Genomic DNA, 13,687 nt, shown 5'->3' on the forward strand with positions numbered 1-13,687 from the left:
TGGGCTGCTTTATCATAATGGCACTCAGTTTGCGGCCGCCCTAAAGCAACAAAAAAGGCACCGCGGGGTGCCTTTAAGGTTATGATTAACTAGCCGTTGCCGATACGACTATTTGATTTTTTTGATTTTAGCCGGTGATGCATTTTTTACTTTAACGCGGCGGCCTTGCATGTTTTTCTCTGCAATGACTTGCGCGCCAGCATTGTCTGAACGTTGTTGCCTTTTCGCAAAGCTACGACGGGTTTGTAGCTGTTTGATTAACAGGTCGCGACTGCCAACTTCGTAGCCAGGAATCGTCACTCGACGAATTTTTTGGCCAATCAGCTTTTCGATGTCTGCTAATGTGCGTTCTTCTTCGCGACTGACAAATGAGATAGCAACACCGGTGTTACCTGCACGGCCTGTGCGGCCAATACGGTGCACATAATCTTCAGCCAAGAAAGGTAAATCATAGTTAACCACGTATTCTAGGCCCTGAATATCCAGTCCGCGAGCAGCAACTTCTGTTGCAACCATCACGCGGATTTTACCGGCTTTAAATTCACGTAGTGCACGGCGTCGGCTGCCTTGTGCTTTTTCGCCGTGAACCACTGCGGTTGGAATACCGTCAAGGTTAAGCTCTTTTTCAAGCTTGTCGGCAGCGTCACGTGTGGCGGTAAATACCAACACTTGTTGCCAGTTTTTCTTACCGATGAGTTCTGATAATAACTCGCGTTTACGGCGTTGCTCTACCGGATAAACCACTTGGCTTACGGTATCTGCAGTGGTGTTTTGTTTGTCTGCGGTAATGATATTGGGTTTGACCATCATTTCGCTAGCAAGCTTTTTAACTGGGGCTGAGAAGGTCGCAGAAAACATCAAGTTTTGACGTTGACTATTTACTGCTTGAAGTATTTTTTGAATATCGGCACTAAAACCCATGTCTAACATACGGTCAGCTTCATCAAGCACTAAAAAGTCGACATTCGACAAGCTCAAGTTACATGCGGTGATGTGCTCAAGTAGGCGGCCCGGAGTGGCGATGATGATGTCTGCGCCGCGCTTAAGCTTTGTCGCTTGGCTGTCCATTTTTACGCCGCCGAAAATAGTCACGACATTGACGTTTAAGTATTTGGCATAGTCATTTATGTTATCTGCAATTTGCGATGCTAGCTCACGTGTTGGCGTTAAAATAAGCGCACGTGCGTTTGAGCGCTGAGTTTCGCTCGGGTTATCTAACATTTTTTGCAAAATAGGTAGCGCAAATGCAGCGGTCTTACCGGTACCAGTTTGGGCGCTAGCTAATACATCTTGGCCGCGGCGCACTGCTGGAATGGCTTGCTGCTGAATAGGTGTCATTTTTTGATAACCACATTCAGAGATGGCGCGCAAAATCTCGGGAGCAAAACTAAAAGATTCGAATCTCATGATGAGGGGGTCCTATAATCAACTATTCAACTGCTAACGTACCACGCTAACGACTTAGCCACCTTAAAATGGCGGTGGCGGAGTATAGCAAACTTTTGGTTAATACCTGCACTTATTTTATCACTTCATTTGCGCATTGAGCGTCGTAATTGTGCATTTTTTGGTGGGTGGTTTTCATTTATGGTTATAGGCTAGGCTATTGAACTTATTATGCCAGTGGTCGTGGAGTTAGCGATTGCTTTGAAGGGAAGGCCGTAGTGGAGCTAGCTTAAGGTTACAATGCAAAGCGGAAGGCATAAAAAAGCAGCGCCTAAACGCTGCTTTTATTGGGTAATGCCTTAGATCGCGGCAGTGACTTTATTTAGCCATGCAAGGTCATCACCTTGCATATGGGCACTGAGGTTTTCGCGCACTTGCTGGTGATAGTGGTTAAACCATTCGATTTCAGATGGAGTTAGTAACGTTTTATCGATAAGGCGGGCGTCCATTGGGATAAAGGTTAATGCTTCAAACTCAAGCATTTCACGCTCGGCGTTAACCAGCGATACCGATGGGCGAACTGCGATAAGGTTTTCGAGGCGAATACCAAATTCATTGGCGCGATAATAGCCAGGCTCATTTGAAAGCACCATGCCGGCCACTAATGGAATTGCGGTTCTATTTTTACCGATCCCTTGTGGGCCTTCGTGCACGCTTAAGTAATGCCCAACGCCGTGTCCGGTGCCGTGGTCGTAGTCAAAACCGTGCTGCCATAAATATTGACGTGCAAACGAGTCTAACTGCTGGCCCGATGTGCCAACTGGAAACTTCGCTTGGTCAATCGCAATGTGACCTTTTAAAACTAAGGTCACCATTTTGCGTTGCTCGTCGGTCACTTCGCCAATGGCGATGGTGCGGGTAACGTCGGTGGTACCGTCAAGGTACTGTGCGCCTGAGTCAACGAGGTAAATGCTGTTCATGGTCATTTGCGCAGGAGTGCCATCATTATGGTTGTAATGGCACATCGCGGCGTTGGCTCCAGCGGCAGAGATGGTATCAAAACTCGGCTCTTGATAGAGCGGATCTTGCAGGCGGAAGCTTTCGAGTTTATCGGCAAGTTGCGCTTCATTATACAAGCGGTTTGCCTGTACTTCGCTGTCTAACCACGCGAGAAAACGGCTAACTGCAACACCATCACGAATGTGGCAGGCTTTCATACCGGCTAATTCGGTTTGGTTTTTTTGCGCTTTAGGTAGAGCAACAGGATCGGCGCCCGCAACTAATATTGCTCCGGCTCGTTGTGCGGTAATTTGTAACCAAGCATTGGTGGTATCTGGGCTGACTAGCACTTTACTGCCTGATAGTTTAGCCAGTTCAGCTTCAAGCTCTGCTTCTGTTTTAAAGCTTACGCCAGCACCCACATGTTGCTCTATGTCCTGAGGTAGTTTGCTGGTGTCGGTAAATAGCACCATATCGCCATTAGCCTGCAATAAGCCTGTACCGAGCACAACGGGTAAACGTGGTACATCTTTACCACGAATATTGAGTAACCAACACAATGAGTCGAGCGCGGCAATAATGGCAACATCCGCGCCTTCAGCTTTGATTGCTGCGCCAATGGCGGTACGTTTTTCTAAACTGCTACGGCCTGCACTTTGCTCGCTAAAGGCCATAATCGGTTCGTTAGAAGGAAGAGGTCTGTCGTGCCAGTTAAGATCTACAGGGTTTTCTTTTACAGCGACTAATTCAACTTGTGCTTTATTCAATACCGCTACGGTATGGTCATACCAAGATAGGGTATGCAATCTGGCGTCAAAGCCTACTTTGGCGTTGGCTGTGAGTTTTTCGGTTAGCCACTGCGCTTGCGGTGTGTCGTGTAGGCTTAGGTATTCAAATAGTTGGCCATCAACTTGCTGGCGAACTTGCACGGTATAACGACCATCAATAAATATCGCGGCGATGTCTTTTAATACAATGATGGTGCCTGCTGAGCCGGTAAAGCCACTGGCCCATAACATGCGCTCATTATGAGCGGGAACATACTCTCCTAAGTACTCATCGGCACGAGGAATAATAAAAGCGTCGAGGTTAGCGTTAGCCATCTCGCGACGTATAGCACTTAAGCGCGCTGCAATTGTATTTGACATTATGACTCCATATTAAGCTCTTAAGCGGCAATTCTACGGTTGGCTGAAGGCTATTGAATGTGTACTTCTATAGGGCGGAGATTATCATAATCTGTTAGCGTTGTGGGAGTGGCTGTATCGCTAATTTGTATCAACCTTTTTACGTGGCTGTTGCATGTTCAATGCCGGTGAAACGATTTCAATGGGTTAACGCAGAGAGTGGTCATGCTATTTATGTCGTTGGTATTACAGTGTTGTTAGTGCGGTTTTTGTCATAGGTGACAAACGCGCATGTTTTAAGGATGAAATTCATTATGCCATTTAACGTATGGTTGCTTATGTTTGCGCAAGCGTTTGCGATGAGTGCAACCCCGATGATGATGCTGCTCGGCGGTATTATCGGTGCTGAAATTGCGCCCTTGCCAGAGCTGGCTACATTGCCGATAGCATCAATGGTGGTCGGCGTTGCGCTAGCTGTTATTCCTGTGTCGAGATTGATGCAAGGCTTTGGCCGAAAACCGGTATTTATTAGCGGTACTTTGCTTGCAGCAAGCTCTGGTACGGTTGCTGCTTACGCCACTTCACATGCGAATTTCGCGTTGTTTTGCTGTAGCGGTGTGATGCTGGGAGCCGCTGGCGCTGTAGTGCAGCAATACCGGTTTGCGGCAATGGAAGCCGTCGCGCCGGAGTTGGCTGCTAAAGCTGCTTCGCGAGTGTTACTGGGCGGGTTAATTGCGGCAGTCATTGGCCCCGAACTGGCTGTTTTAGGCAGTGTCCTTACCGAGCAGGCTTATGTGGGGGCTTTTGCATTTTTAACCTTGGTTAGTGTGGCTGCGGCGATAATTTTATGTTTTTATCGAGAGGCCAAGGTGCGAGGTCGCCCAGTAGGGGAACCCGTTAAAGTAACGGGGCGACCGCTGGCTGATATTTTGTCTCAACCTAAAATATGGGTGGCAATCGCGGGGGCAACGCTAGGTTACGCTATGATGAGTTTTGTGATGACTGCAACGCCGTTGCACATGCATCATGTTGAGCACCATTCTTTAGCCGATACCAAATGGGTTATTCAAAGTCATATTATTGCCATGTATTTACCGTCTTTTATTAGCGGTATATTAGTGGGCAGAATTGGTGTGTCTAAGATGATGTTGATTGGTTTACTGGCATATGTTGTCACCATTATTACTGCGTTACTTGGGCGTGACCTACTTAATTATTGGACCGCTTTAGTGCTGCTAGGTATTGGTTGGAACTTTTTATTTGTTGCCGGAACTGCTTTATTACCCCGCTGTTATAGCGCAGATGAACGTTATAAAGTGCAAGCCTTTAACGATACCTTTGTATTTGGTTCGCAGGCACTGGCGTCATTAAGTGCTGGGTGGGTGATTTATCAATTAGGCTGGCAGGGTTTACTGCTTGGCTGTATTCCCGTGATTGTGGTGCAATTGATGTTACTGGCATGGTGGCGATGGTCTAAAAAAGCGGGGTTATCAAAACTGTGTTAAAAGTGCAGCTGATTGATAAAGACAACAAAAAGCCTGAATGACAATTCAGGCTTTTTGTTACGCGATCTAGCCCAAAGCGGTTAGTTGATGCTAATTAATTCAACATCAAAAATAAGCGTAGAGCCACCGCTAATTTTTCCCGCGCTACGGTTGCCGTAAGCAAGTGTGCTAGGAATAAAAAAGCGAGTTTTTTCGCCTACAACCATTAATTGTACACCCTCAGTCCAGCCTTTAATGACTCGGTTAAGCGGAAAATCAATCGGCTCACCACGCTCAACAGAACTGTCAAAGACGGTGCCGTCGATTAACGTGCCATGGTAGTGTACTGTCACTGTGTCACTTGCCTTTGGGTGTACGCTGCCATCCCCCGCGGTGAGGACTTGATACTGCAAGCCTGATGCGGTGGTAGACACCCCTTCTTTTAACTTGTTTTCAGCAAGAAAAGCCGCGCCTTGTTCAATATTTACTTTGGCTGCTTTTTGGTTATTTGCTGAGGTAAAAAAGTAAAAAATTACGCAGGCAATGACTACAACCGCTAATATCATTTTCATTTTAAATCACTATGGTTTAGTTTGTTTATCATCATATCGAATGGATACGCATCGGTAAATCATTGCAGTAAATCGCTGCAAGGTTTTGGCGAATTTATAGCATTTGCATTAACTGTTGTAATTGCGCTTGCACAAGCGCGGGAAACAGCACTGCATAGCTAATCGCTATATTGAGTAATATTGCTAGCCAGAGTGCAACTTTAAATGACGTTTTAGCTGACTTATGCCGTAACCATTGCTGTGCTAGCAAAGCGCCAGGCCAGCCACCGAGTAATGCAAGCAGGTGTAGTGTTGACTCTTTTATGCGCCAGCGTTGCTGCCGCGCAGCCCGTTTATCTACTGCATAAGCGATGAACGTCACGCAGCATAGCAATAACAAATAGCCAAGTGCAGCCAGTGGGATTAATGCTAATTGATGCAGCGTTACAATGCCAATAAGTGTGGCTAATGCAAATAGGCTAACTTTGTTTATTTTATGGTGCAGCTTAGGCATGTGACGTGTGATCTGCGTTTATTGAGCGGTTCGAAGCACCATACCATTTAAGGTGGCCGTAATATACTTTAGGGAGTGCTAACTACGATGGTCTGCCGTTGTAGTTTCGGTAGGTGCTTAACCAGCGGCAAGTCACGCTGAAACAGATGCAATTATTCGGTTACCTTAGAGTCATTAATGTTGACTGAACAACGAGCTATGGAGCTTGCCATGTTGAATATGGATATGAGCCAAAAAGTACTAATCAACACCCAAGATGCCCCTTGGGTGGCAAGTCCGTCTCCTAGTGTTTTTCGTAAGCCTCTTGAGCGCACTGCCGCTGAAAGCGGTCATACCACCAGCATTGTTAAGTATTTGGCAGGAGCAAGTTTTAAACGGCACAGTCATCCATGTGGTGAAGAGATACTCGTGCTTGAAGGGGTGTTTTCTGATGAAGAGGGTGATTACCCCTCTGGAACTTATATCCGTAATCCACCGGGCAGCAGTCATACACCCTTTAGCCAACATGGCTGCACGTTATTGGTTAAGCTTAATCAATTTGATGAACGCGATTTAGCTGTGGTACGTATTAACACGCTTAACCATGGCTGGCGAGCTGGGATTGGTGGGTTGATGGTGATGCCACTATACGATTTTGAGCATGAACATGCCGCATTGGTGAAGTGGCCTGCCGGCGAACAGTTTCAAGCGCATTGTCATTTTGGCGGCGAAGAGGTGTTTGTGATCAGCGGTGAATTTAATGATGAACACGGTCGCTACCCAAAATACAGCTGGTTAAGAAGCCCACACATGAGTCAGCACCAGCCATTTGTTGAGCAAGAAACTGTTATTTGGGTCAAAACCGGTCATCTGTATTTAGCTAAGTAACGGCGATAATGTGCATTAATGTTGCGCGACTGACGTTCATAGTAAATTTTCAACCTTCAGCAGCTATGAGTTACGCCGCTGATGTCTTGACGGGTTTCTCTGAAATCCACAATTTTATGGTGCCCTTTACCACGGCAACACCATTGGTGTCATAGGCGGTAACGGCAACAAACATATCTCCAACTGCCCATTGTTCAGGTTTTACCTCGGCAACGCAGCTAATATCGGTGCCCGCTTTAGCTGTGTATTCAACGTTCATGCCCTTAGGGATCCAGCGCAAGTGACTCGGAATGGAGGCTTCAGCCATGGTCCCCATTGCCATTTCTAAGCCGTTACAAATCGCAATGACATGTACTGTCTTGATATGGTTGTAAACCGCTTTACGTTTTTTAATCACGCAAACGCACTTATTGACTTTTAACTCACTAATAAAAGGTTTTACGCTACCAAAGTATGGGGCAACCCGGCTGACCATTTTTGAGAATATAGCATGGCCAAAAGGTAGGCTGGTAACGCGCTTATAAAGCTTCATGACTTTATTTGGTTTACTGCTAGAGGTGGTACTGCTCATGGTCTTCCTTGTTAACCCCGCTGGTCCGATGAGAGTAGCATTTTATTAACATAAATTACTAGCGGATATGGTATTTGGTAGCGGTATTTTTGTACGATTTTTGGATTAGCCAAAACAGATTTGAAGCGAAGATTCATTGTGTTCAGTTAACTGAAATAACCTAGGGTAATAGAGTAACTTAAGTTGCAGAGGGAAGCGGGCTTTGGATTATGCTAGTAGAGGCACCGGTATAAAAATTCATTTGCGCTGAAAAGGTCAACGAGGTTTCTTTTGTAATCAATAGCACAGTATAATTTTGCTGAAATCGATTCGACAGCATTAAGGAATACAGTGAATTATTTAAAGACCTACCTTAAGGGAATGGCTATGGGGGCCGCAGATGTAGTGCCTGGAGTTTCAGGTGGTACCATCGCCTTTATTACGGGGATCCTAGATCAGTTGCTCGATAGCATTAAGAAGATCACCCCAGGGTTGGCGGGCATGATTAAACAGCAAGGTATTAAAGCGGCCTTTATGCATATCAATGGGCCTTTTTTAGTTTGTGTTTTTGGTGGCATATTAACCAGTATTTTAACCTTAGCCAGAGTGATTAGTTATTTATTGCATAGTCACCCTATTCCAGTGTGGTCTTTTTTCTTTGGTTTAATTCTTATTTCTGTGTGGCATATGCTAAAGCAGGTGAGCGGCTTTTCGCTAGGGCGCTTAGCGCTATTTGGCTGTGGTGTTGTGTTTGCGTGGGGGATCACAATGCTGAACCCGATAGCACTTGAAATGACCTATTTGAATGTGTTTCTAGGTGGCTGTATTGCCATTACAGCAATGCTTTTGCCTGGTATATCGGGTAGTTTTATATTGTTGTTACTTGGGTTATATACTTCGGTTGTCGGTGCTGTTAAGAGCTTTGATATTGCCATTATGGCCACTTTTTTGGCTGGCGCAGTAACTGGGTTACTAAGCTTTAGCCATGTGTTGTCTTTATTGCTTCGTAAGTACCACGACGCGACCTTGGTCTTTCTCACGGGGTTAATGTTGGGGACCTTAGGTAAGATATGGCCATGGAAAGAAACCTTAAGCTTTCGTGAAAACTCTAAAGGTGAGTTAGTACCGCTTGATGAGCGAGTATTATCTCCTTTTAATTATGAACATGTTACTGGTGAGCCATCATTGCTGAGCGCTGCGGTTGTCGCAATGCTTGCCGGTATTTTATTAGTGTGGGGCTTGGAAAGGTTTGCGCATAAAGGGCGTTAACGCTTGAATTACACCTTATTTGCCCATTGAAACGTCAGCTAACCGTTGGCGTTTTTTTATGCCTTAAATTCGATTTAGACAGACGGAGAATTAAGCAGGTGCCATACTAAGTTACATACTTGTACAAAAATGTGATCTTTGTATAGGTGCCTGCCGTAATGACTTGTAAATTAAGGGAGTAACATCATGAGCCATTTTAATCCAGACAAAATTCAAATCGGGATCAGCGCCTGCCTACTGGGGGAGAAAGTCCGCTACGACGGTGGCCATAAATCCTCTAGTTACTGCCGTAAAGAGATAGCTCCTCACTTTGATTATGTGCCCGTTTGCCCTGAAATGGCGATTGGCATGGGCGCGCCAAGAAAGACGATTCGCCTTGAAAAAGACGGCGATGTTATTTTGGTGAAAAGTGCCGATGGTTCGATTGATGTTACTGATAAATTGAATGAATTTAGCAGCAATAAAGTTGAGCAGCTTGATTTTCTAGGTGGCTACATCCTTTGTGCAAAATCGCCAACATGTGGCATGGAACGCGTGATCGAATACAAAGTCGGTACCAACAATGGCTGGAAATCTGGTGTGGGCGTGTACGCACGAAAATTAATGGAGCGCTACCCTCTATTACCCGTTGAAGAGGAGGGACGTTTACACGACTTACCCATACGTGAAAACTTTTTCACTCGTGTTTATGCTTATCACGATTGGCACTGTTTAAAAGCGTCAGGCTTTACCAAGAGCAACATCTTAAATTTTCATGCCCGCTATAAATACATGTTGATGGCGCATTGCCCTAAATTGTACCGTGAATTAGGCCCATTACTGGCAGACATGAGTGGTGATTTAGACCAAATTGCCGCCGAGTATTTTAATGGGTTTATGACGATTTTAAAAATCAAAGCCACCCGCAAAAACCACACAAGTGCGCTGCAGCACATGCAAGGCTATTTCAAAAAGCAATTGTCGAGTACCCAAAAAGAAGAGTTAACAGAAACCATATTGAAGTATAACGAAGGCTTATTGCCGATCTTGGTTCCTATTACGCTGATTAACCATTATGTGCGTGAATATCCAAAGCCTTACATTGAAAATCAAGTCTACTTAAACCCGCATCCGCAAGAACTAAAGCTACGTTACGCATACTAAAAGGCGGGCAAAAATGCCATTAAACAAGCTCGCTGAACCACCGGTTAGCAATAATGCTAAGTGGTTTAGCATTGGTGAAGCTGCAGAGGTTACCGGCGTTAATCCTGTCACGTTAAGAGCGTGGCAGCGACGCTTTGGCTTGGTCATACCTAAGCGAACTGACAAGGGGCATCGGCTTTATAGTTCGCAGCATCTGTCGCAAATAAAAGAGATCCTATATTGGCTTAATAAGGGTGTTGCGATCAGTAAAGTCAAACCGCTGCTCAACAGCTCTGTGAGACAAGTTGCGGCTAATTCGTTACTGCAAAACGCGCAATTAAAGCCTGAAGAAGTCAGTTATTGGCAAGCAAATATCTTGTTTTTAAATCAATGTTGTATTGCTCTTGACGCCAGTGCGCTACACAAAAAGTTAACCGAGCTGAGCGCGATGTATCCATTTGCGATTCTGAAAAATTGTCTTTATTGGCCTTGGTTAGGTGAGTATGACAACACAATGGCTGAGCGGGTAGACGCCGCGATAGTTCGAGCTTGGGTACGCAGTGAGTTAGCCGCGTATTTTTCTGCACCGCGACTAACGCTATTGCAATGCAGTATGCCAGCCACATTGTTAGTCAGCATTGCTTCTGAAGCACATTGGAGTCCGCTACTGCTATCTGCTGAGTTAAGTGCTTATAACATCAAGCATCAACCATTGCAGGTTAGCCGCCTCAGTGAGTTAGATTTGCTTACTCAAAGAATGGCATATTATCGAATACTGGTGATTGCCCACCCACAATTTAGTAAGCACGATACACGCGCACTTAAATTGCTGATGCAAACTCACCCAGACAGGGTTCATCTTGTGGGGATATACGCTAAAGGTATTAACCAAGATCTGCAGTTAAGTCATTTAAGCGTGAGTGACATAGTGCAACATGACCCTCAATGAGCAGTGAATTAAGTTGGAACGGTGGGATATAATATGAATGATTTAGTAAGCAAACAGGCACACACTCTGATGTGGTTTCGCAGCGATCTTCGATTGCAAGACAACCAAACCTTAGTCGCTGCCTGCGAACATGCCGCGCGTGAAGGTCGCTCCGTGCGTGCCATTTATATTGCCACTCCAACGCAGTGGTTAATACATGATGTTGCCGCCATTCAATTAGACTTTATTGAGCGCCAGCTTAATCAGCTAGCTGTGCAGCTTGCCGCGCTGGGGATCCCACTGGAGGTTAGGCACCTCGATACGTTTTCCCTCATTCCTGCTTTTTTAGCTCAGTACATACAGCAATGGCAGGTAGACCGGGTTTTTGCCAGCAGTGAGCCTGAATTTAATGAGTGTCAGCGTGATCAAGCGGTCGCAGCAAAGGTAAGCTTAGTTCTCCATCAGCAGCACTGTTTATTAGCGCCGTTAAGTGTGCTTAATTTATCGGGGCAAATGTATAAAGTGTTTACCCCTTTTGCTAAAAAATGGCGTGAAATGGCCAGAGCTAAGCCTATACAAACGCTTAACGCTCCTAATGCAATGACTAAGCCGATTGCCACGCCTGAGCCGATAGTGCTTGATGTTCCTAAAGTCAGCAGTAAGGCATGGGCCATTGGCGAAGAGGCCGCGCTGGCACAATTGCGATTATTTGCGATGACCAAAGCGGCTGAGTATAAAGCCAGCCGAGATTTCCCTGCCATTGATGGAACCAGCCATATTTCGGCTTACTTAGCCGTTGGAATACTGAGTCCACGCCAATGTGTGGTGGCGTTATTGAGTCACTACCCCGATGCTCTAGTTCATGATGAAAGCCCTGGACGCAGTTGGTTAAACGAAATTATTTGGAGAGAATTTTACCGCCATTTGTTGGTTGCTTTTCCTCGGCTTTCTAAAGCGCAAAACTTTAATCAATTTGCTGACAATGTGCATTGGCGTAACAATGAAACAGAGTTTAAAGCTTGGTGTGATGGCTTAACTGGGTACCCGTTAGTTGATGCCGCAATGCGCCAGTTGAACCAGACTGGTTGGATGCACAATCGACTGCGAATGGTCGTTGCCAGCTTTTTGACCAAGCACTTGCTCATTGATTGGCGCTGGGGCGAGCGATACTTTAGACAACAACTCATTGATGGTGATCTGGCTGCTAACAATGGCGGCTGGCAATGGTCTGCAGGCACAGGTTGTGATGCCCAGCCTTATTTTAGGGTGTTCAACCCAATTACTCAGTGCGAAAAGTTTGATCCTACAGGTGAGTTTATCCGTAGTTATCTGCCAGAGCTGGCGAGCGTTGATTTAAAGTTAATTCATAAACTTAAAATACCGACTCAAGAGCAACGGTTTACAGATAATCACTATATTGCCCCTATCGTTGAGCATAAGTTTGCTCGGGTACGTGCGCTAACAGAGTTAGCTGCAATGAAGCGTGGCGGTAGTGCTAAGGCAGTCGATTTAGATAAGGAGATCTTCGGATGACAAGCTCTACAGGTTCAACAATGGCTGCTTCATCAGCTGACCTAGCAACCCCTGCTCAGGCGGTTGATAACATGCCAGACGACATAATCGACCGTTTTGTCTATATTTACCAAAAACTTAATAAAGATAATTTGCAGCTGCTACCGCACATATACAGCGAACAGGTTCGCTTTAGTGATCCGTTGCATAAAATAGCGGGTTTAAGCTCTCTTTCTGAATATTTTCACTCCCTGTATCAAAATGTTGAATCTATTGATTTTGTTATTCATGATGTTGTGCGTGACTCGAATCGTGCTGCGCTAAAGTGGACCATGAATTTGGTTCACCCCAAGTTGAACTCAGGTAATGTTTTCAGTGTAGAGGGGGTAAGCCTGTTAACTTACTCCGACAAAGTGAGTTTGCACCAAGACTACTTTGACCTCGGAGCCATGCTGTATGAGCAGTTGCCTTTTGTCGGCGGTTTAATCGGCTTTGTTAAATCGAGGGTCGGGAAATGAATGCTGTGGGTTCAACATCAAAAACTCAGCAGTGCGTGCTGATCACAGGGGCAAGTTCAGGTATTGGATTGCAATTATCCCTCGACTATCTGCAGCAGGGCTGGAAGGTTTATGCTTGTGGTCGAGATGAGCAAAGGCTGAGTCAGCTCACCGGAGCGCATCAACGGGTGTTTGATGTTAATGATGCCGAAGCCATTGCTGCGCAAGCCACCGCTTTAAAAGAGGTTGAACAAGTTACGTTTGATCTCGTTATTCTCAATGCCGGAACCTGTGAATACATAAATGACCCATTACATTTTGATGGGCAGCTCTTTGAGCGAGTGATACAAACCAATGTGATTTCAATGGGGCATTGTTTAGCAGCATTTTTACCATTAATTAAGGCTGGTGGGCGGGTTGCGCTAATGAGCTCAAGTGCCGTTTATTTACCGTTTCCTCGTGCAGAAGCTTATGGCGCTTCGAAGGCGGCGATTCAATATTTGGCGAGCAGTTTACTTATTGATCTTAAACCGCATGGTATTGATGTAAGCGTAATTTGCCCAGGTTTTGTAAAAACCCCGTTGACCGACAAAAATGACTTTGCGATGCCAATGCAGCAAACACCTGAGCAAGCATCAATCGCTATCAGGCAGGGCTTAGCAAAGGGGGAGCAAGAAATACATTTCCCACGCCGTTTTACCCTTATTTTAAAGTTATTTTCATTGTTACCAAGGGGTGTTTGGCAGAAAATAATGCTACGGCGCAAAGCTGCTGACAATCGCTAATGAGTAAAGGCTCTATTACTTAAAAAATACTGAGATGTTTTTCACTAAAAAAGTATGAAATCCTTGGAAAATATCAGAGGTTTAGCTATGGTGGCT

Annotated in this window: 13 protein-coding genes; 8 read left to right on the forward strand and 5 right to left on the reverse strand. The window is 45.4% G+C overall.

Annotated features, from left to right (window positions below):
* Nucleotides 1–108: 108 nt before the first annotated feature.
* Both RGE70_RS02670 and RGE70_RS02675 read right to left on the reverse strand, forming a co-directional pair.
* The gene (locus tag RGE70_RS02670) at nt 109–1,407 is read right to left on the reverse strand and encodes a DEAD/DEAH box helicase (RefSeq protein WP_310470013.1); all 1,299 of its coding nucleotides are present in this window, start codon (nt 1,405–1,407) and stop codon (nt 109–111) included.
* 338 nt (nt 1,408–1,745) lie between these two features.
* Entirely contained in the window at nt 1,746–3,533 is a 1,788-nt protein-coding gene (locus tag RGE70_RS02675; protein WP_310470014.1) for an aminopeptidase P family protein, read from the reverse strand.
* A 293-nt stretch (nt 3,534–3,826) separates the two neighbouring features.
* Here RGE70_RS02675 and RGE70_RS02680 point away from each other — a divergent pair, with 293 nt between their 5' ends.
* Entirely contained in the window at nt 3,827–5,017 is a 1,191-nt protein-coding gene (locus RGE70_RS02680) for an MFS transporter (protein ID WP_310470015.1), read from the forward strand.
* 80 nt (nt 5,018–5,097) lie between these two features.
* Here the strand turns inward: RGE70_RS02680 and bamJ are convergent, their stop codons facing one another.
* On the reverse strand, nt 5,098–5,568 hold the full coding sequence (bamJ, locus tag RGE70_RS02685; protein ID WP_310470016.1) for a BamJ family beta-barrel-assembly machinery protein: 471 nt from the start codon (nt 5,566–5,568) through the stop codon (nt 5,098–5,100).
* Nucleotides 5,569–5,662: 94 nt separating this feature from the next.
* Nucleotides 5,663–6,061: a DUF1294 domain-containing protein gene (locus RGE70_RS02690; RefSeq protein ID WP_310470017.1), complete on the reverse strand. Its 399-nt coding sequence runs from the start codon at nt 6,059–6,061 to the stop codon at nt 5,663–5,665.
* A gap of 210 nt (nt 6,062–6,271) precedes the next feature.
* Here RGE70_RS02690 and RGE70_RS02695 point away from each other — a divergent pair, with 210 nt between their 5' ends.
* On the forward strand, nt 6,272–6,928 hold the full coding sequence (locus RGE70_RS02695; RefSeq protein WP_310472900.1) for a cupin domain-containing protein: 657 nt from the start codon (nt 6,272–6,274) through the stop codon (nt 6,926–6,928).
* Nucleotides 6,929–6,998: 70 nt separating this feature from the next.
* On the opposite strand, the gene RGE70_RS02700 is transcribed toward RGE70_RS02695, so the two are convergent.
* On the reverse strand, nt 6,999–7,499 hold the full coding sequence (locus tag RGE70_RS02700) for a hotdog fold domain-containing protein (RefSeq protein WP_310470018.1): 501 nt from the start codon (nt 7,497–7,499) through the stop codon (nt 6,999–7,001).
* 330 nt (nt 7,500–7,829) lie between these two features.
* Between RGE70_RS02700 and RGE70_RS02705 the strand changes: the two genes are divergently transcribed.
* From RGE70_RS02705 to RGE70_RS02730, 6 genes are all read left to right on the forward strand, one after another.
* Nucleotides 7,830–8,747 (forward strand): polyprenyl-phosphate transporter, encoded by a 918-nt coding sequence (locus RGE70_RS02705; RefSeq protein ID WP_310470019.1) that lies wholly within the window; start codon nt 7,830–7,832, stop codon nt 8,745–8,747.
* A 186-nt stretch (nt 8,748–8,933) separates the two neighbouring features.
* Nucleotides 8,934–9,890 (forward strand): YbgA family protein, encoded by a 957-nt coding sequence (locus RGE70_RS02710; protein ID WP_310470020.1) that lies wholly within the window; start codon nt 8,934–8,936, stop codon nt 9,888–9,890.
* A gap of 13 nt (nt 9,891–9,903) precedes the next feature.
* Nucleotides 9,904–10,818 carry a MerR family transcriptional regulator gene (locus RGE70_RS02715; protein ID WP_310470021.1) on the forward strand — a complete coding sequence of 305 codons (915 nt, stop codon included), beginning with the start codon at nt 9,904–9,906 and terminating at the stop codon, nt 10,816–10,818.
* A 33-nt stretch (nt 10,819–10,851) separates the two neighbouring features.
* Nucleotides 10,852–12,330, forward strand: a complete 1,479-nt coding sequence (gene phrB / locus RGE70_RS02720; RefSeq protein ID WP_310470022.1) for a deoxyribodipyrimidine photo-lyase — start codon at nt 10,852–10,854, stop codon at nt 12,328–12,330.
* Entirely contained in the window at nt 12,327–12,827 is a 501-nt protein-coding gene (locus RGE70_RS02725) for a nuclear transport factor 2 family protein (RefSeq protein WP_310470023.1), read from the forward strand. The genes phrB and RGE70_RS02725 overlap by 4 nt, the downstream gene beginning before the upstream one ends.
* Nucleotides 12,824–13,591 (forward strand): SDR family NAD(P)-dependent oxidoreductase, encoded by a 768-nt coding sequence (locus RGE70_RS02730; protein ID WP_310470024.1) that lies wholly within the window; start codon nt 12,824–12,826, stop codon nt 13,589–13,591. The genes RGE70_RS02725 and RGE70_RS02730 overlap by 4 nt, the downstream gene beginning before the upstream one ends.
* The last annotated feature ends 96 nt before the right edge of the window (nt 13,592–13,687 follow it).

Source organism: Shewanella youngdeokensis, from assembly GCF_033180165.1.
Classification (GTDB): Bacteria; Pseudomonadota; Gammaproteobacteria; order Enterobacterales; family Shewanellaceae; genus Shewanella; species Shewanella youngdeokensis.

Coding starts and splice junctions, on each gene's coding strand:
- RGE70_RS02700 (WP_310470018.1), bottom strand. CDS start 7,499: ATGAGCAGTACCACCTCTAGCAGTAAACCAAATAAAGTCATGAAGCTT.
- RGE70_RS02730 (WP_310470024.1), top strand. CDS start 12,824: ATGAATGCTGTGGGTTCAACATCAAAAACTCAGCAGTGCGTGCTGATC.
- RGE70_RS02690 (WP_310470017.1), bottom strand. CDS start 6,061: ATGCCTAAGCTGCACCATAAAATAAACAAAGTTAGCCTATTTGCATTA.
- RGE70_RS02725 (WP_310470023.1), top strand. CDS start 12,327: ATGACAAGCTCTACAGGTTCAACAATGGCTGCTTCATCAGCTGACCTA.
- RGE70_RS02695 (WP_310472900.1), top strand. CDS start 6,272: ATGTTGAATATGGATATGAGCCAAAAAGTACTAATCAACACCCAAGAT.
- RGE70_RS02715 (WP_310470021.1), top strand. CDS start 9,904: ATGCCATTAAACAAGCTCGCTGAACCACCGGTTAGCAATAATGCTAAG.
- RGE70_RS02670 (WP_310470013.1), bottom strand. CDS start 1,407: ATGAGATTCGAATCTTTTAGTTTTGCTCCCGAGATTTTGCGCGCCATC.
- RGE70_RS02675 (WP_310470014.1), bottom strand. CDS start 3,533: ATGTCAAATACAATTGCAGCGCGCTTAAGTGCTATACGTCGCGAGATG.
- RGE70_RS02710 (WP_310470020.1), top strand. CDS start 8,934: ATGAGCCATTTTAATCCAGACAAAATTCAAATCGGGATCAGCGCCTGC.
- phrB (WP_310470022.1), top strand. CDS start 10,852: ATGAATGATTTAGTAAGCAAACAGGCACACACTCTGATGTGGTTTCGC.
- RGE70_RS02680 (WP_310470015.1), top strand. CDS start 3,827: ATGCCATTTAACGTATGGTTGCTTATGTTTGCGCAAGCGTTTGCGATG.
- bamJ (WP_310470016.1), bottom strand. CDS start 5,568: ATGAAAATGATATTAGCGGTTGTAGTCATTGCCTGCGTAATTTTTTAC.